This window comes from Vibrio tubiashii, assembly GCF_028551255.1.
GTDB classification, from domain to species: Bacteria; Pseudomonadota; Gammaproteobacteria; order Enterobacterales; family Vibrionaceae; genus Vibrio; species Vibrio tubiashii_B.
Map to the genome: position 1 here is coordinate 2,735,247 of NZ_CP117029.1, position 18,294 is coordinate 2,753,540.

The window sequence follows — 18,294 nt, forward strand, 5'->3', positions numbered from 1 at the left end:
AGGTAACATAAAGCAAGGTCACGCAACAAATGTAACGTTTTATTATCAATGGGTCTAATGCGATTTCCATCTCACTTTAAACAATATGCTATTTATCAACATCAAGTTACAGAAACCGGCTAATAAGAAAACCAAAACTAGATAGTTAAACCATAAATACAAATAAATTCGGTTAATAATTTTAGACTAACTTTTCAATATTCAGCGAATCGTCGTGGTAAGTAAGCTGAAAAGCAGGATAAAAAAATCCCTCAGAAAGCAAATAATCTCTCTGAGGGATTTTTAAACAGTTGCGAAATTTACTAGCGAGAAAGTTACTTCTTCTCTACCTTATCGTTGTACATTTCTTCAATTTCATCCTGATATTTGTCGTTAATCACTTTGCGACGCAGTTTCTGTGTCGGTGTTAACTCACCAGCATCCATTGAGAAAGCCTTTGGTAGCAGTTTAAATTTCTTCACCTGCTCAAATTTAGCCAGTTCTTGCTGTAATTCGTTGACGCGTTTTTCTAGCATCTCCACCACTTGGTGGTGCTTAATTAGCTCAACGCGATCGTGGTATTTGATGTTTAGTTCTTTGGCATACTCTTCCAAAGAGTCGTAGCAAGGAACAATAAGAGCCGAAACAAACTTGCGCGTGTCTGCAATAACAGCGATCTGTTCGATAAAGTGATCTTTACCAATCGCACCTTCAATCATCTGCGGCGCGATGTATTTACCACCCGATGTCTTCATCAGCTCTTTAATTCGATCGGTAATAAACAGGTTACCATTTTCATCGATATGACCTGCATCACCGGTTTTTAAGAAGCCATGCTCATCGAACGTCTTAGCTGTCTCTTCCGGCATCTTGTAGTAGCCACGCATTACCATAGGGCCACGAACTAAGATCTCATTGTTTTCACCAATCTTAACCTGAGCACCTGGCATCGCCATACCAATCGAGTCTGGGTTAAAGCACTTATCATCCCAACACGATACGGTCGCAGTGGTTTCTGTCATGCCATAACCAAGCTTGACGTTGATCCCGATAGCATGGAAAAAACGACCTATGGTTTCGTCTAGCTTTGCGCCCCCACAAGGCATAAAGTTGATTTGTCCACCGAGTAGTGCTCGTAATTTCGATAGCACTAACTTATCCGCCAAAGCATGAGACTTCTTGAGTACGATTGAAGGTTTACGTCCTTCTTGATGACACACAGCCATCTTAGCGCCCATGTTGACTGCCCAAGTAAACAAGACTTTGCGAATAAATGGTGCTTTGGCGACTTTTTCATGAATGGCAGAGAAAATCTTTTCGTAAAAGCGCGGAACCGCACACATCACGGTTGGGCGTACTTCACTCAAGGCGTCACGAACCTGCATGGTATCTTGCAGATAGCAGTTGGTCGCCCCTCTATACAAAACGTAGAAAGTCCAAGCACGTTCAAATACATGAGAAAGAGGTAAGAAGCTAAGAGAAACATCGCTCTGCGATAAGCTTAAACGCTGATCATGTCCTTCAAGCTGAGCACCAATGTTGGCGTAATCTAGCATCACGCCTTTCGGTTGACCTGTAGTACCTGAGGTGTAAATCAAAGTAAGAAGATCATCAAGATTCGCTTGTTCTAAAAGGATATCAAGCTCTTGCTGATGCACTTTATCTACATTGGCAATCAGTCGCTGCCAACTAATGGCAAACTCATGTTCACCCACATCGATGTCATCAGACATCGCGACGATAAGTTCAAGCTGCTCACATTGGTCAAAAATAGACACGGCAGCGTCAAATTGAGGCTGCTCACCAACAAACAGCACTCGGACGTCAGCATCTTGCAAGATGTAAGCAGATTGAGCCGCCGTGTTGGTTGGGTAAATCGGTACGGTCACCGCACGAACTTGCAGAGCGGCAAAGTCTGCGATTGTCCACTGCGGCATATTGTTAGAGAAGATACCGATCTTGTCTTGAATTCGGATACCGTGAGCCAATAGAGCAAGTGACAAACCGTCCACTTGCTGACCAAACTGCTTCCAGCTAATGCCATTCCAAACATTGCCTACTTTATGCTTAAGCGCAATGCGATCATTGCCTTTTGCAATCTGGTCTCGAATACGTTTTACGATATGAAAATCTAGGTTGGCCATCTTTACTACCTTTAGCTTACACCTGTAAGCTTTAATCAGCGCACAAGTGTACATTTCGCTTTAGAAAAGGCAACTGATGAGCGTCAAAGTTATCAATATAAATAGTAAAAAACCTTGAATGGCGGGACCATTCAAGGTTTTAAATTGCAGTAAAATGTGACGATTAATCTAGTGCGACAACTTCGCCACAAATCATCATCAGTTGGTCACGAAGCCAAATGTGGCCTTTGTCTTTTTCGCTTGATTCGTGCCAGCTTAAGTAGCCGCTGATCTTGCCATTTTCGAATGGGAAGTCGATCACTTGTAGCTGCTCTTTGTTTGCTGCGTTCTCAACCATCCAACGAGGAGCAATCGTTACCAGTTCAGATTGACCAACAACGTAAAGGACGTTGCTCAGGCTTGTACCTTCATAGTATGCCTGAACGTCTAGGTCGCGGTATGCCTGCTCAGAGAAGCTACGCTGACCATGAACTTTAGAGAGCTTAGCATGACGCTCACGAACCAATAGGTCAGGTGTCACGACACCTTGAATACGAGGGTGAGCTTTAGAAGCAACAACAACTAACTCGTCTTGGAAGATTTCTGTGCTTGAGAAGCCTTGCTCATCAAAACGTGCGTAATCAATAACAAAGTCGATCTCTTGGTAACGCATACGCTCAGCTAGCTGACGATCAAACTCAGCATCAAGGTGAAGCTGAACATTTGGCGCTAGTTCATGAATAGTCGACATGATCTTTGGAGCAAAACGCATATCACATGGGCTACAGATCGCCAGTTTAAATAGACGCGTTGATGTTTCTGGAGAGAACACTGAGCTAGGTAGCTCGTTACGGATTAGTTGTAACGCTTGACGAACAGGACCAAACAATTGGCGAGCACGCTGAGTTGGCTGAATACCACGACCCTGACGCATAAATAGCTCATCGTTAAACATGACTTTTAGGCGAGCAACTGCATTACTAACTGCTGGTTGAGACATACCTAAGTTATGTGCAGCACGAGTGATATTTTGCTCTTGCATAACCGCATCAAACACAGTTAAAAGGTTTAGATCTACTCCACGTAAAGTACTTTCCATGCGGTAGCTAGCGATAGCACTCATAGACTCTTTCTTATCAATCATTGGGGATGCCTCTTTAAATTCTTCAGCGTATATGGTCGTTAAATTGAAATTTGAGTTAGGAATAGAAAACCCATTTCTCGCGTCATCTGTTGTATTTATTTGTTAGATGTTTGTCGGCGAACCATTACTATCAACGAATCATTCAGCGATTAGCAATAAGATTGACAATTAATCAGTATTTTTTACCTATAATCCTGAATAGTTATTAAATTACAAATAGTTAAATAGATTATAAAAAGTTATAAAGCACACTGTTTTATAGATATATATAGAAATTTGATATTAATTCCCCCTGTTAAAACTCAGTATCAGACATGAGCCAAAGCTATAATTCGAATAGTGGAAACAAAAACAGCATCAATAATTGATGCTGTTATTCGATATGAGTAAAACGTTTGCTATAGATTGGTGACGTAACTAGGAAAGTCGACTTTCTCCCATAAACTCTCCGTCAAGACAGATTTGTCTTCCCAATCACCCTGTTTAATCCAAGCGACAATGGCTTCTGCTACGTCTGGATAATTGACACTCTCAGCGCTCGATTCATCTAGCCAATTTCGTACCACAGCCGCATCTAAGATTTCCATACAAGTCGCTAAGCCCAAGTCTTCCAGAGTTGCCACGTTGCTCACTTGTTCAAACTGCCCCGTCAATGGCTTGAGTAACAGCTTCTTACCAAGAGTGAGTGCCTCAGAAGGAAGTTCAAAACCACCATTCGCAATCACCCCTTTGCAGCGCTGAAGGTGAAGTTGAAACGAGTATAAACTTAACGGCATAAACTCTATGTTGTCGATTGTCTTCGGTTCAATGACTTCGGGGTGATAACAGACAAAATGTTGACTGGTAAATCTCAGTAATAACTCAGTGATATCAGAAATACTCTCAAACGGTAAGTAGACCAGAACAAAGGCTTCCTCCACCGTATCACCGCTTGGAGTGTGAATAATGGGCGGCAAGATAGGCTGATCGAAATGATACCAATGCAAACCAATATGATGCTGCGCGGGAGCAAAGTGCTTTATCACCTTTTTATCCAACCAACTGGCCCCTTTTAGTGGCACTGAGTATCGGAACGCATTCTGATGACTAATACTGATCGATGGAACACCCTGTTTTTTCGCCGCCCATGCAGAGACAGGTTCAAAATCGTTGAGAACCAGATCGTAGCGAGATAAATCAAGTTCACTGACATCACGCCAGAACTGCCATAAGCTGTTAGAAATACAGGTTTTAAAGTAATTCACTCTGCCTTTGTCTGTTGCAAAGGTTAAACCTCGTCGAGTTTGATAATCACCAAACTGCTCCATACAGAAGTACTTACTCTCTTCTCGGCCAGTAAACAGATAATCGACCTGCATACCGGCTTCAGCCAAGCATTTCGACATTGCTCTAGCACGCGCAATATGCCCGTTGCCCGTCCCTTGCACTCCGTATAAGATTTTCATTGTTCAACTCCCGATTATGGTTAATGCTAATTGAGCACAACCAATACCAAGCAAAGCCCCTAACAAAACATCCGTCAGAAAGTGCACGCCAAGCAAAATACGTGAACTGGCTATCAAGGTTGCCCAGATAAGCGTGACGACTTCCAGATCAACGAAGTAATGACCTGTGATTGAAGCCATAAGAAAAGCAGCAGCAGTATGGCCAGAAGGAAGACTGTAACGATCTGAAGGAGTGATAAACGAGGTCACTAAGTCGCACAACTCTTGCGGGCGGCGACGTTTAAACGAGTTCTTAGCTAACCAATAGATTGGCAACTCCATTGCAAATGCCAGCAACCCAGCCAACAAAAACAACTTGCCTTCAATTCCTGCAAACAAGTACGCGAACACGCCAAAGGCAATGTATAGATGCCCATCACCAGTATGTGAAACAGCTTTACTGATACGCGAGACAGGATAATTAAATCTGTGCTGGAGACAGAACAGAGAGAACGCCAGATCAAACTTGGCAATAGGTTCGATTGAACGCATTACCGACTCCTTTTATTGACGGTGTTGCGATCACACTAAGTGGATTTAGTGACAGCTCGGTGAATGTTTTGCGGTAGTTCGGTTACACGGACTTAATATGGTTAGCCAAGCAAGACATTCACCTTTTCAATATAAAGAGGGCTTAAAAGCACCGATTTTGCGTGTTTTTAGGTTGAACTGATCTGACTTGAATAAAAAAACAACTTTAGGGTTGACGTTGACTCTTGAGTGCGGTACTAATTTGTTAACTTAAATTTGTGGATTATTTAACGCCCTTAAAGGAACCGTTAACAATGATGAACCGTTTTTCTATCCTGCTGAGCCTCCTCCTTATCGTGACACAATCGCGCGGGTAGGCTGTGGAAGAAAAATAACCACACAGAATTACACAAAACCCGCACTTAGATGCGGGTTTTTTTATACCTAGCTTTTTATTGCTAAGTAACGGAAGTAAACGATTAACAGATGTGAAAAACATCGAATCACTAAGGAAGCAAACATGAACGATCAAGTCATTATTTTCGACACCACTTTGCGTGATGGCGAACAAGCGTTGTCAGCAAGCTTGACGGTTAAAGAAAAACTGCAAATTGCCTACGCACTTGAAAGGCTCGGCGTTGATGTGATTGAAGCAGGTTTTCCTGTTTCATCGCCTGGTGATTTTGAATCTGTCCAGACCATTGCGCGCAACATCAAAAACAGCCGAATCTGTGGTCTTTCGCGTGCCGTTGCGAAAGATATTGATGCCGCAGCTGAAGCGCTAAAAGTTGCTGAACAGTTCCGTATCCATACCTTTATTTCTACTTCCACAGTTCATGTCCAAGACAAGCTTCGCCGTAGCTACGATGACGTAGTTGAAATGGGCGTTAAAGCGGTTAAGCATGCTCGCCAATACACCGACGACGTTGAGTTTTCGTGTGAAGATGCAGGTCGTACACCAATCGACAATTTGTGTCGTATGGTTGAAGCTGCGATTGACGCTGGCGCAAACACCATCAATATTCCTGATACTGTTGGCTACACAGTCCCTAACGAATTTGGCGGTATCATCCATACTCTATTTAACCGCGTACCGAACATCGACAAAGCGATCATCTCAGTACACTGTCATGATGACTTAGGTATGTCTGTTGCTAACTCAATTGCCGCAGTACAAGCAGGTGCGCGACAAATCGAAGGAACCATTAACGGAATCGGTGAACGTGCTGGTAACTGTTCTTTGGAAGAGATCGCGATGATCATCAAGACTCGCCAAGAGCTATTAGGTGTTCATACCGGCCTTAAACACGATGAAATCCATCGTACCAGTAAGTTGGTCAGCCAACTTTGTAATATGCCGATTCAGGACAACAAGGCTATCGTAGGTGCTAACGCATTCAGCCACTCTTCAGGTATTCACCAAGATGGCATGCTAAAGAACAAGAACACCTACGAAATCATGACGCCTGAGTCTATCGGCCTTAAGAACCAAGCACTAAACCTAACCAGTCGTAGTGGTCGCGCAGCTGTGAAAAGCCACATGGATACCATGGGCTACAAAGAAGATGAGTACAACCTAGATGCCTTGTATGAAGACTTCTTGAAGCTAGCCGACCGTAAGGGCCAAGTTTTCGATTACGATTTAGAAGCCTTGATGCATTTCTCAAATCTTCGCGAAGAAGATGATTTCTACAAACTTAACTACCTAAGCGTTCAGTCAGGTAGTGTCATGGCGACAACCAGTATCAAACTGCAGTGTGGTGATGAAGAACAATCAGAAGCCGCTGTGGGTAATGGTCCGGTCGATGCGCTTTACCAGTGTATCTATCGAGTAACCGGATATGATATTGTGCTAGATAAGTTTGATTTAACGGCAAAAGGGGAAGGTGAAGACGGTCTAGGTCAAGCCGATATCATCGCCAACTATAAAGGCCGTAAGTACCATGGTACAGGTGTTTCAACCGATATTGTTGAAGCATCAGGTCAAGCACTACTGCACGTAATCAATAGCATCCATCGTGCAGATAAGATTGCTGAAATCAAACAGAAAAAAATCGAAACCGTATAGATTTAAAAGACTCCAGGGACGCGAGTCGTCCCTTGAGCTTAAAAGAAATAAAAATACTCAAGGACTAACATGACAGACAAAACTTACAAAATTGCCGTTTTACCAGGAGATGGCATTGGCCCAGAAGTAATGGCTCAGGCACATAAAGTACTGGATGCGATCGAGAAGAAGCACGCTATCGAATTCGCTCGTGATGAACACGACGTAGGTGGCATCGCGATTGATAATCATGGCTGCCCGTTACCAGAATCGACAGTGAAAGCATGTGAAGAATCTGATGCTGTGCTTTTTGGCTCTGTAGGCGGTCCGAAATGGGAACACCTGCCACCAAACGATCAGCCTGAGCGTGGTGCCCTACTTCCGCTACGTAAGCACTTCCAACTGTTCTGTAATCTACGTCCTGCTCAAATCCACCAAGGCCTAGAAGCTTTCTCACCACTACGCGCAGATATCTCTGGTAACGGTTTTGATATTGTCGTGGTTCGTGAACTGACTGGCGGTATCTATTTCGGTCAGCCAAAAGGTCGTGAAGGTGAAGGTCCAAACGAGAAAGCGTTCGATACTGAGGTCTACCATCGTTTTGAGATTGAGCGCATTGCTAAGATAGCATTCGAATCAGCGCGTTTACGTCGCAAGAAAGTGTGCTCTATCGATAAAGCGAACGTACTTCAGAGCTCAATTCTATGGCGTGAAGTGGTCGAAGAGATCGCTAAAGATTACCCAGATGTAGAGCTATCACATATGTATATCGATAACGCAACTATGCAGCTAATCAAAGATCCTGCACAGTTTGACGTTATGCTTTGTTCAAACATCTTCGGCGATATCATCTCTGACGAGTGTGCGATGATCACAGGCTCTATGGGCATGTTGCCATCAGCGTCGCTAAACGAAAGTAAGTTCGGCCTCTACGAACCAGCGGGCGGCAGTGCTCCAGATATTGCAGGAAAGAACATTGCAAACCCAGTAGCGCAGATCCTATCAGCAGCGCTTATGTTGCGTTACAGCCTAGGTGAAGAAGCTGCAGCGCAAGACATTGAAGCGGCAGTGTCTAAAGCACTATCGGCGGGCGAGCTAACCGGTGACCTATCAGGTGACAAACCAGCACTATCGACCTCAGAAATGGGCCATAAGATCGCAGAGTACATCCTGAACTCATAATTACTAAATACACAAACACAACAGATTAAAGTCGTCATTAATAATACCAACCCAATGGCAGAGGTACTTCCTTTAAGTCATTGGTGCTGCAACAAGGCAGCGATATCAATCAGACTTGGGAGTTTAGCCCGCTAAATGACCAAGCTGATTGAGAGAAGCTAACGTAGTTGTGGTGACAAGGACGACGAGGAAGAGCAATGGGCAAAACATTATACGAGAAAGTCTACGACGCACACGTTGCCGTAGCCGCCGAGGGTGAAAACCCAATTTTATACATCGACCGCCACTTGGTTCATGAAGTAACCTCTCCACAGGCGTTCGATGGCTTGCGTGAAAAAGGTCGTCAGGTTCGTCAGGTAAGCAAGACGTTTGCAACCATGGACCACAACGTTTCAACGCAAACTAAAGACATCAATGCATCCGGAGAGATGGCGCGTATCCAGATGGAAACGCTATCTAAAAACTGTGAAGAGTTTGGTGTCACCCTTTACGACATCAACCACAAATACCAAGGTATTGTGCATGTTATGGGCCCTGAGTTAGGTATCACTCTACCAGGCATGACGATTGTTTGTGGTGACTCACACACAGCGACTCACGGTGCATTCGGTTCTTTAGCTTTTGGTATTGGTACATCAGAAGTTGAGCACGTTCTAGCAACTCAAACGCTAAAACAAGCGCGCGCAAAAACCATGAAGATCGAAGTGAAAGGCAAGGTAGCAGCGGGCATCACTGCGAAAGATATCGTCCTAGCTATCATCGGTGAAACAACCGCAGCGGGTGGTACTGGCTACGTAGTTGAGTTCTGTGGTGAAGCAATTACTGATCTTACGATGGAAGGTCGTATGACAGTGTGTAACATGGCTATCGAGTTAGGTGCTAAAGCAGGTCTGATCGCGCCAGATGAAACCACGTTCGAATACATCAAAGGCCGCAAGTTCGCGCCTCAGGGTCAAGACCTAGATGCGGCAATTGAATACTGGTCGTCTCTAAAAACTGACGATGATGCTGAGTTTGACGCAGTCGTAACGCTAAACGCAGCGGATATCAAACCTCAAGTCACTTGGGGGACAAACCCAGGCCAAGTGATCGCGGTAGATGAGCCAATTCCAGCACCAGAAAGCTTCGCAGATCCTGTAGAAAAAGCATCGGCAGAAAAAGCGCTGGCTTACATGGGTCTAGAAGCAGGCAAAGCACTATCTGACTACAAAGTAGACAAAGTTTTCGTAGGCTCTTGTACTAACTCTCGTATCGAAGACATGCGCGCTGCAGCTGAAGTAGCTAAAGGTCGCAAGGTCGCCGATAACGTACAAGCACTTATTGTTCCTGGCTCAGAGCAAGTAAAAGCTCAAGCAGAAGCAGAAGGATTAGACGTGATCTTTAAAGACGCAGGCTTTGAATGGCGTCTGCCGGGTTGCTCTATGTGTCTAGCAATGAACAATGACCGCTTAGGTCCGCACGAGCGCTGTGCGTCTACTTCAAACCGTAACTTTGAAGGTCGCCAAGGCCGTGATGGTCGTACCCACCTAGTGAGCCCTGCGATGGCGGCGGCAGCAGCAATTGCTGGTCACTTTGTTGATATTCGTGAACTAGATTAAGGAGCAAATACATGTCAGGTTTTAAACAACACACAGGCTTAGTTGTTCCTCTAGATGCAGCGAACGTAGATACCGATGCAATCATTCCTAAGCAGTTCCTGCAAAAGGTGTCCCGTCTAGGCTTTGGTAAACACTTATTCCATGATTGGCGTTTCCTTGATGACGCAGGTGAGCAGCCAAACCCAGAGTTTGTAATGAACGCACCTCGCTATCAAGGGGCTTCTATTCTGCTAGCTCGTGAAAACTTTGGTTGTGGTTCATCACGTGAACACGCGCCATGGGCATTAGCAGATTACGGCATCAAAGCGATGATCGCGCCAAGCTTTGCCGATATTTTTTACGGTAACTCGATCAACAACCAGATGGTTCCTGTACGACTAACTGAGCAAGAAGTCGATGAAATTTTCCAGTTCGTCGAAGCAAACCAAGGCGCAGAAGTTGAGGTCGACCTCGAAGCGAACCTAGTTCGTGCAAACGGTAAAGAGTACTCATTTGAAATTGATGAGTTCCGTCGCCACTGTCTACTAAACGGTTTAGACAACATTGGCCTGACTCTTCAGCACGAAGACAAAATTGCCGCTTATGAAGCAAATATTCCAAGCTTCCTGAAATAAGCAAAGTGAGCACTCTGATAAACAAAAGGTTGGCCTCGGCTAACCTTTTTTGTTGGGCCCTGAAACAAACTTGCTTTTCACTAGGTCTAGTAGTTATACCAATCACATTAATTAGATGTTCAGAAAATTGCGTAGGGAAAACCGCTTAGAACAAGGCAAAGATTGCAGCTAGCTAGTTGTTCTACCTACAAAAGCTTTAACGCAGTTATCAGCGGTTTTAACAAGCAAGAGTGATCAGATAATTGGTGTGATTGGTATCAAAACACTTTTACAAAGGACTTAACCTGATGATGCGTATTATTACTTTGCTACTGACTCTTATCTCTTTTCATTCACTTGCCGCACCAAAATCAGAGCTCTGGTCTTTTTGGCAGCAATCAAACCAAAGTAATACCACCGCGATTTCTCACCAGGAGTGGCAATCTTTTCTAGATAGCTACTTAGTCGAAGATGGAGACAATACCTTAGTCAAATACGGTTCTGTCTCACCTCAAGATAAGCAAAAGTTAAATCAGTATATCGCGACACTCGCTGCGGTTGATCCTAGAGAGTACTCCTCAAATGAGCAGTACGCCTACTGGGTTAACCTTTACAATGCGATTACGGTCGACTTGATCCTTGATGACTACCCTGTGAAGTCAATCACTAAGCTAGGTGGACTATTTAGTTTTGGTCCATGGGGGGATGAAGTGGTTACAATCGCCGGTAAGAAGCTCACTCTCAATGATATTGAACACCGCATTCTTCGCCCAATTTGGAATGACCCTCGTACTCACTATGCAGTTAACTGTGCCAGTCTAGGTTGCCCAAACCTCCAAACCCAAGCTTTTACTGCTGATAATACCGAGCAACTCTTAGAGCAAGCGGCTAAAGAGTTTATTAATAGTGATAAAGGTGTTCTTCAATTAAAAGGCAAGACTCAGCTTTCTTCCATTTACGACTGGTTTGCAGAGGACTTTGGTAACAAACAAGAGTTGATCCAACATCTAGTTAAGTATCGCCCAGAGTTAGCAAACCTAAACGGTAAGTTTAGTTATGAGTACGACTGGGATTTGAATGAGAAGAAATAGCGGAAGAGGATAAGGGGTGCGAGAACGGGCTTCGCCCTACGGAAAACTGGAAAACTGGAAAACTGGAAAACTGGAAAACTGGAAAACTGGAAAGTTTTTGAGGGTTGGCATATCATGCCAACCTTTTTTCAATGCATTACGTTGTCATCCTCAAGAGCGAGGAACGAGTGAGTTGGGGATCTCTAAAAGCGAGTCGAATACACTATGGGATTCCCTACTCCTTCCTTCGTCAGTCTATGGAATGACAGTTTACCTCTCAAAGGACGCTGTCTACCTTAGATTTTCAACGCGTAGCACTCCAGCAGGGCGAAGTCCGATCCCGTTTTCCCGAAACGAAGTGTTCCATAGGACGAAGTCCGTTCCTGCTCTCCAATACGCAGATACAAAAAGACCTCAGCATTTCTGCTGAGGTCTGGAATAAGTGGCGGACGGCCGGGCTTGCGCTCAAGCGGGACTCGTTCCCTGGAAGGGAAAATTACCTCGTTTTTAAACGACAAAGCCCAGTCCGAAGACTGGGCTTTTAAATAAGTGGCGGAGCGGACGGGACTCGAACCCGCGACCCCCGGCGTGACAGGCCGGTATTCTAACCAACTGAACTACCGCTCCGCACTGGTTAGACTCTTGAGTCTAAGTTTTTTGCCTTTAGATTTTTCTAAAATCTAAAAACAGAAAGGGAACCTGGCGATGTCCTACTCTCACATGGGGAAGCCCCACACTACCATCGGCGCTAATTCGTTTCACTTCTGAGTTCGGCATGGAATCAGGTGGGTCCAAATCGCTATGGTCGCCAAGTAAAATTCTTTACGTTTTGCTTTAGGCTCTTAAATAAAGCATAAAACAAACAGTAAATGGTGCTGATACCCAGACTCGAACTGGGGACCTCATCCTTACCAAGGATGCGCTCTACCACCTGAGCTATATCAGCATCAAGATGTCCCTTTAGGACTAAAAAAGCCCGTTTTTGCAAACGGGCTCTTTTATAAATTTAAAGCCTGGCGATGTCCTACTCTCACATGGGGAAGCCCCACACTACCATCGGCGCTAATTCGTTTCACTTCTGAGTTCGGCATGGAATCAGGTGGGTCCAAATCGCTATGGTCGCCAAGCAAATTCTTAAATTCGGAAAGCTGTTATTCTGTTCTCTACACATTCAATCTGTTCTTGCTTTGAGTCCATCAAAACCCTTTGGGTGTTGTATGGTTAAGCCTCACGGGCAATTAGTACAGGTTAGCTCAACGCCTCACAACGCTTACACACCCTGCCTATCAACGTTCTAGTCTCGAACAACCCTTTAGGACCCTCAAGGGGTCAGGGAAGACTCATCTCAGGGCTCGCTTCCCGCTTAGATGCTTTCAGCGGTTATCGATTCCGAACTTAGCTACCGGGCAATGCGTCTGGCGACACAACCCGAACACCAGAGGTTCGTCCACTCCGGTCCTCTCGTACTAGGAGCAGCCCCCTTCAATCTTCCAACGCCCACGGCAGATAGGGACCGAACTGTCTCACGACGTTCTAAACCCAGCTCGCGTACCACTTTAAATGGCGAACAGCCATACCCTTGGGACCGACTTCAGCCCCAGGATGTGATGAGCCGACATCGAGGTGCCAAACACCGCCGTCGATATGAACTCTTGGGCGGTATCAGCCTGTTATCCCCGGAGTACCTTTTATCCGTTGAGCGATGGCCCTTCCATACAGAACCACCGGATCACTATGACCTGCTTTCGCACCTGCTCGAATTGTCATTCTCGCAGTCAAGCGGGCTTATGCCATTGCACTAACCTCACGATGTCCAACCGTGATTAGCCCACCTTCGTGCTCCTCCGTTACTCTTTGGGAGGAGACCGCCCCAGTCAAACTACCCACCAGGCACTGTCCTCAACCCGGATAACGGGTCTAAGTTAGAACATCAACACTACAAGGGTGGTATTTCAAGGACGGCTCCACCGATACTGGCGTACCGGTTTCAAAGCCTCCCACCTATCCTACACATGTAGGGTCAATGTTCAGTGCCAAGCTGTAGTAAAGGTTCACGGGGTCTTTCCGTCTAGCCGCGGGTACACTGCATCTTCACAGCGATTTCAATTTCACTGAGTCTCGGGTGGAGACAGCGTGGCCATCATTACGCCATTCGTGCAGGTCGGAACTTACCCGACAAGGAATTTCGCTACCTTAGGACCGTTATAGTTACGGCCGCCGTTTACCGGGGCTTCGATCAAGAGCTTCGACTTACGTCTAACCCCATCAATTAACCTTCCGGCACCGGGCAGGCGTCACACCGTATACGTCATCTTACGATTTTGCACAGTGCTGTGTTTTTAATAAACAGTTGCAGCCACCTGGTATCTGCGACTCTCAATAGCTCCATCCGCAAGGGACTTCACCGTCAAGAGCGTACCTTCTCCCGAAGTTACGGTACCATTTTGCCTAGTTCCTTCACCCGAGTTCTCTCAAGCGCCTTGGTATTCTCTACCCGACCACCTGTGTCGGTTTGGGGTACGATTCCTTACAATCTGAAGCTTAGAGGCTTTTCCTGGAAGCATGGCATCAATGACTTCACATCCGTAGATGCTCGACATCGTGTCTCAGCCTTAAAGAGAGCCGGATTTACCTAACTCTCAAGCCTACGCACTTGAACCTGGACAACCGTCGCCAGGCCCACCTAGCCTTCTCCGTCCCCCCATCGCAATTGTAAGAAGTACGGGAATATTAACCCGTTTCCCATCGACTACGCCTTTCGGCCTCGCCTTAGGGGTCGACTTACCCTGCCCCGATTAACGTTGGACAGGAACCCTTGGTCTTCCGGCGAGGAGGTTTTTCACCCCCTTTATCGTTACTCATGTCAGCATTCGCACTTCTGATACCTCCAGCAAGCTTTACAACTCACCTTCAACGGCTTACAGAACGCTCCCCTACCCAATACAATAAATTGCATTGCCGCAGCTTCGGTTTATAGCTTAGCCCCGTTACATCTTCCGCGCAGGCCGACTCGACTAGTGAGCTATTACGCTTTCTTTAAATGATGGCTGCTTCTAAGCCAACATCCTAGCTGTCTAAGCCTTCCCACATCGTTTCCCACTTAGCTATAATTTGGGACCTTAGCTGGCGGTCTGGGTTGTTTCCCTCTCCACGACGGACGTTAGCACCCGCCGTGTGTCTCCCGGATAGTACTTACTGGTATTCGGAGTTTGCAAAGGGTTGGTAAGTCGGGATGACCCCCTAGCCTTAACAGTGCTCTACCCCCAGTAGTATTCGTCCGAGGCTCTACCTAAATAGATTTCGGGGAGAACCAGCTATCTCCAGGTTTGATTGGCCTTTCACCCCTAGCCACAAGTCATCCGCTAATTTTTCAACATTAGTCGGTTCGGTCCTCCAGTTGATGTTACTCAACCTTCAACCTGCCCATGGCTAGATCACCTGGTTTCGGGTCTATATCCAGCAACTCGACGCCCAGTTAAGACTCGATTTCTCTACGGCTCCCCTAGATGGTTAACCTTGCTACTGAATATAAGTCGCTGACCCATTATACAAAAGGTACGCAGTCACACCACGAAGGTGCTCCTACTGCTTGTACGTACACGGTTTCAGGTTCTATTTCACTCCCCTCACAGGGGTTCTTTTCGCCTTTCCCTCACGGTACTGGTTCACTATCGGTCAGTCAGTAGTATTTAGCCTTGGAGGATGGTCCCCCCATATTCAGACAGGATATCACGTGTCCCGCCCTACTCGATTTCACTGATGATGAGATGTCGGTTACGGGGCTATCACCCTGTATCGCGGCACTTTCCAGAGCCTTCACCTGTCTCATTAAAAGCTTAAGGGCTAGTCCAATTTCGCTCGCCGCTACTTTCGGAATCTCGGTTGATTTCTTTTCCTCGGGGTACTTAGATGTTTCAGTTCCCCCGGTTCGCCCTGTTAACCTATGTATTCAGTTAACAGTAACTGCTTATGCAGTTGGGTTTCCCCATTCAGAAATCCCAGACTCAAATGGTTGTTACTACCTAATCTGGGCTTATCGCAAGTTACTACGTCTTTCATCGCCTCTGACTGCCAAGGCATCCACCGTGTACGCTTAGTCACTTAACCATACAACCCCAAAGGGTCTTCTGTTTAAACAACCAAAGTTGTCTGCATTTTTATACATGTGCAGACACGATTTTGCCGGACTCAAATTTCCAAGAACACTTGAATGTGTGTTGGTACCTAATTCAAAGAATTAGGATTTGAGAACTTTTAATTGAATAACAACGCATCTCATAGAGATGGGGATTGTTGTTATTCGTCAGCTTTCCAAATTGTTAAAGAGCTAGATTCATTTAAGAACCATTTTTAAATATTCTCTATCGAGAAAACACTTAAAGATGGTGGAGCTAAGCAGGATCGAACTGCTGACCTCCTGCGTGCAAGGCAGGCGCTCTCCCAGCTGAGCTATAGCCCCATCAGGTGTTGATACTGTGTGCCAATTCTTCTGGGAGGAAGATTGGTGGGTCTGAGTGGACTTGAACCACCGACCTCTCGCTTATCAGGCGAACGCTCTAACCACCTGAGCTACAGACCCAGTATCGTCTCTTAACGTGTATAAACATATCAATCTGTGTGAACACTCATCGCAATAATCATCGTATAAGGAGGTGATCCAGCCCCAGGTTCCCCTAGGGCTACCTTGTTACGACTTCACCCCAGTCATGAACCACAAAGTGGTGAGCGTCCTCCCGAAGGTTAAACTACCCACTTCTTTTGCAGCCCACTCCCATGGTGTGACGGGCGGTGTGTACAAGGCCCGGGAACGTATTCACCGTGGCATTCTGATCCACGATTACTAGCGATTCCGACTTCACGGAGTCGAGTTGCAGACTCCGATCCGGACTACGACGCACTTTTTGGGATTCGCTCACTTTCGCAAGTTGGCCGCCCTCTGTATGCGCCATTGTAGCACGTGTGTAGCCCTACTCGTAAGGGCCATGATGACTTGACGTCGTCCCCACCTTCCTCCGGTTTATCACCGGCAGTCTCCCTGGAGTTCCCGACATTACTCGCTGGCAAACAAGGATAAGGGTTGCGCTCGTTGCGGGACTTAACCCAACATTTCACAACACGAGCTGACGACAGCCATGCAGCACCTGTCTCAGAGTTCCCGAAGGCACCAATCCATCTCTGGAAAGTTCTCTGGATGTCAAGAGTAGGTAAGGTTCTTCGCGTTGCATCGAATTAAACCACATGCTCCACCGCTTGTGCGGGCCCCCGTCAATTCATTTGAGTTTTAATCTTGCGACCGTACTCCCCAGGCGGTCTACTTAACGCGTTAGCTCCGAAAGCCACGGCTCAAGGCCACAACCTCCAAGTAGACATCGTTTACGGCGTGGACTACCAGGGTATCTAATCCTGTTTGCTCCCCACGCTTTCGCATCTGAGTGTCAGTATCTGTCCAGGGGGCCGCCTTCGCCACCGGTATTCCTTCAGATCTCTACGCATTTCACCGCTACACCTGAAATTCTACCCCCCTCTACAGTACTCTAGTCTGCCAGTTTCAAATGCAATTCCGAGGTTGAGCCCCGGGCTTTCACATCTGACTTAACAAACCACCTGCATGCGCTTTACGCCCAGTAATTCCGATTAACGCTCGCACCCTCCGTATTACCGCGGCTGCTGGCACGGAGTTAGCCGGTGCTTCTTCTGCAGCTAACGTCAAATGATAGTGCTATTAACACTACCACCTTCCTCACTGCTGAAAGTACTTTACAACCCGAAGGCCTTCTTCATACACGCGGCATGGCTGCATCAGGCTTGCGCCCATTGTGCAATATTCCCCACTGCTGCCTCCCGTAGGAGTCTGGACCGTGTCTCAGTTCCAGTGTGGCTGATCATCCTCTCAGACCAGCTAGGGATCGTCGCCTTGGTGAGCCCTTACCTCACCAACTAGCTAATCCCACCTGGGCATATCCTGACGCGAGAGGCCCGAAGGTCCCCCTCTTTGAGCCGAAGCTATTATGCGGTATTAGCCATCGTTTCCAATGGTTATCCCCCACATCAGGGCAATTTCCCAGGCATTACTCACCCGTCCGCCGCTCGACGCCGTTAACGTTCCCCGAAGGTTCAGTTAACTCGTTTCCGCTCGACTTGCATGTGTTAGGCCTGCCGCCAGCGTTCAATCTGAGCCATGATCAAACTCTTCAATTTAAGATTTTGTCGGCTCAATGAATACTGAACATTACATAAAGTAATGTTTGAATTGACTGTGCTGAATCCGAAGATTCAATGGTCACTTCGTATCATTGAAACCTAAATTGATACCCCTCTTTATTTAGAGAAATATCTATTTGGATTATCATCAACGAGTGCCCACACAGATTGATAGGTTTATATTGTTAAAGAGCTTTGCTTTGTGAGATGTTTTTCTCTCAAAGCGGAGGTGCATTCTAGCGAGTTAATTTGAAGAGTCAAACACTTTTTCAAATTTATTTCTCAGAAGCTTTTCACCTCTCTGACTATCGCTGAAGCCTTGTGGCGTCTGCCGTGTCAGTGGGAGCGCATTATAGGGAGTTCCATTTTTAAGGCAAGCAAAAAAGTGCATTTTTTTCATAA

At 46.1% G+C, this 18,294-nt stretch carries 9 protein-coding genes, 4 tRNA genes and 4 rRNA genes; 5 read left to right on the top strand and 12 right to left on the bottom strand.

Annotated features, from left to right (window positions below):
* Window positions 1-314 precede the first annotated feature (314 nt).
* The 4 genes from LYZ37_RS12530 to LYZ37_RS12545 form a co-directional block, all read right to left on the bottom strand.
* Window positions 315-2,123 carry an AMP-dependent synthetase/ligase gene (locus tag LYZ37_RS12530; protein ID WP_272785696.1) on the bottom strand — a complete coding sequence of 603 codons (1,809 nt, stop codon included), beginning with the start codon at window positions 2,121-2,123 and terminating at the stop codon, window positions 315-317.
* Between the two features lie 163 nt (window positions 2,124-2,286).
* Window positions 2,287-3,246, bottom strand: a complete 960-nt coding sequence (leuO, locus tag LYZ37_RS12535; protein ID WP_069667218.1) for a transcriptional regulator LeuO — start codon at window positions 3,244-3,246, stop codon at window positions 2,287-2,289.
* Window positions 3,247-3,644: 398 nt separating this feature from the next.
* Complete coding sequence (locus LYZ37_RS12540; protein WP_272785697.1) at window positions 3,645-4,691, bottom strand: MJ1255/VC2487 family glycosyltransferase; 1,047 nt, start codon at window positions 4,689-4,691, stop codon at window positions 3,645-3,647.
* 3 nt (window positions 4,692-4,694) lie between these two features.
* Window positions 4,695-5,222, bottom strand: a complete 528-nt coding sequence (locus tag LYZ37_RS12545) for a phosphatase PAP2 family protein (RefSeq protein WP_272785698.1) — start codon at window positions 5,220-5,222, stop codon at window positions 4,695-4,697.
* A gap of 499 nt (window positions 5,223-5,721) precedes the next feature.
* On the opposite strand from LYZ37_RS12545, the gene leuA reads away from it, so the two are divergent.
* From leuA to LYZ37_RS12570, 5 genes are all read left to right on the top strand, one after another.
* Window positions 5,722-7,269 (top strand): 2-isopropylmalate synthase, encoded by a 1,548-nt coding sequence (leuA, locus tag LYZ37_RS12550; protein WP_272785699.1) that lies wholly within the window; start codon window positions 5,722-5,724, stop codon window positions 7,267-7,269.
* A 69-nt stretch (window positions 7,270-7,338) separates the two neighbouring features.
* Entirely contained in the window at window positions 7,339-8,430 is a 1,092-nt protein-coding gene (leuB, locus tag LYZ37_RS12555) for a 3-isopropylmalate dehydrogenase (protein WP_272785700.1), read from the top strand.
* Window positions 8,431-8,627: 197 nt separating this feature from the next.
* Window positions 8,628-10,028 (top strand): 3-isopropylmalate dehydratase large subunit, encoded by a 1,401-nt coding sequence (gene leuC / locus LYZ37_RS12560; protein WP_239825102.1) that lies wholly within the window; start codon window positions 8,628-8,630, stop codon window positions 10,026-10,028.
* 11 nt (window positions 10,029-10,039) lie between these two features.
* Window positions 10,040-10,642: a 3-isopropylmalate dehydratase small subunit gene (leuD, locus tag LYZ37_RS12565; protein WP_272785701.1), complete on the top strand. Its 603-nt coding sequence runs from the start codon at window positions 10,040-10,042 to the stop codon at window positions 10,640-10,642.
* Between the two features lie 287 nt (window positions 10,643-10,929).
* Window positions 10,930-11,712 (top strand): DUF547 domain-containing protein, encoded by a 783-nt coding sequence (locus tag LYZ37_RS12570; RefSeq protein ID WP_272785702.1) that lies wholly within the window; start codon window positions 10,930-10,932, stop codon window positions 11,710-11,712.
* A 529-nt stretch (window positions 11,713-12,241) separates the two neighbouring features.
* Here LYZ37_RS12570 and LYZ37_RS12575 read toward each other — a convergent pair.
* The 8 genes from LYZ37_RS12575 to LYZ37_RS12610 all read right to left on the bottom strand — a co-directional run bounded on the left by LYZ37_RS12575 (window position 12,242) and on the right by LYZ37_RS12610 (window position 17,889).
* Window positions 12,242-12,318: transfer RNA gene (locus LYZ37_RS12575), tRNA-Asp, on the bottom strand.
* A gap of 70 nt (window positions 12,319-12,388) precedes the next feature.
* Window positions 12,389-12,504 (bottom strand): 5S ribosomal RNA (gene rrf / locus LYZ37_RS12580).
* Between the two features lie 57 nt (window positions 12,505-12,561).
* Window positions 12,562-12,637, bottom strand: a tRNA-Thr gene (locus LYZ37_RS12585).
* 65 nt (window positions 12,638-12,702) lie between these two features.
* A 5S ribosomal RNA gene (rrf, locus tag LYZ37_RS12590) occupies window positions 12,703-12,818 on the bottom strand.
* A gap of 90 nt (window positions 12,819-12,908) precedes the next feature.
* Window positions 12,909-15,798 (bottom strand): 23S ribosomal RNA (locus LYZ37_RS12595).
* A 276-nt stretch (window positions 15,799-16,074) separates the two neighbouring features.
* Window positions 16,075-16,150: transfer RNA gene (locus LYZ37_RS12600), tRNA-Ala, on the bottom strand.
* A 43-nt stretch (window positions 16,151-16,193) separates the two neighbouring features.
* Window positions 16,194-16,270: transfer RNA gene (locus tag LYZ37_RS12605), tRNA-Ile, on the bottom strand.
* 66 nt (window positions 16,271-16,336) lie between these two features.
* A 16S ribosomal RNA gene (locus LYZ37_RS12610) occupies window positions 16,337-17,889 on the bottom strand.
* The 16S, 23S and 5S rRNA genes sit together here with 4 tRNA genes alongside, the layout of an rRNA operon.
* Window positions 17,890-18,294 lie beyond the last annotated feature (405 nt).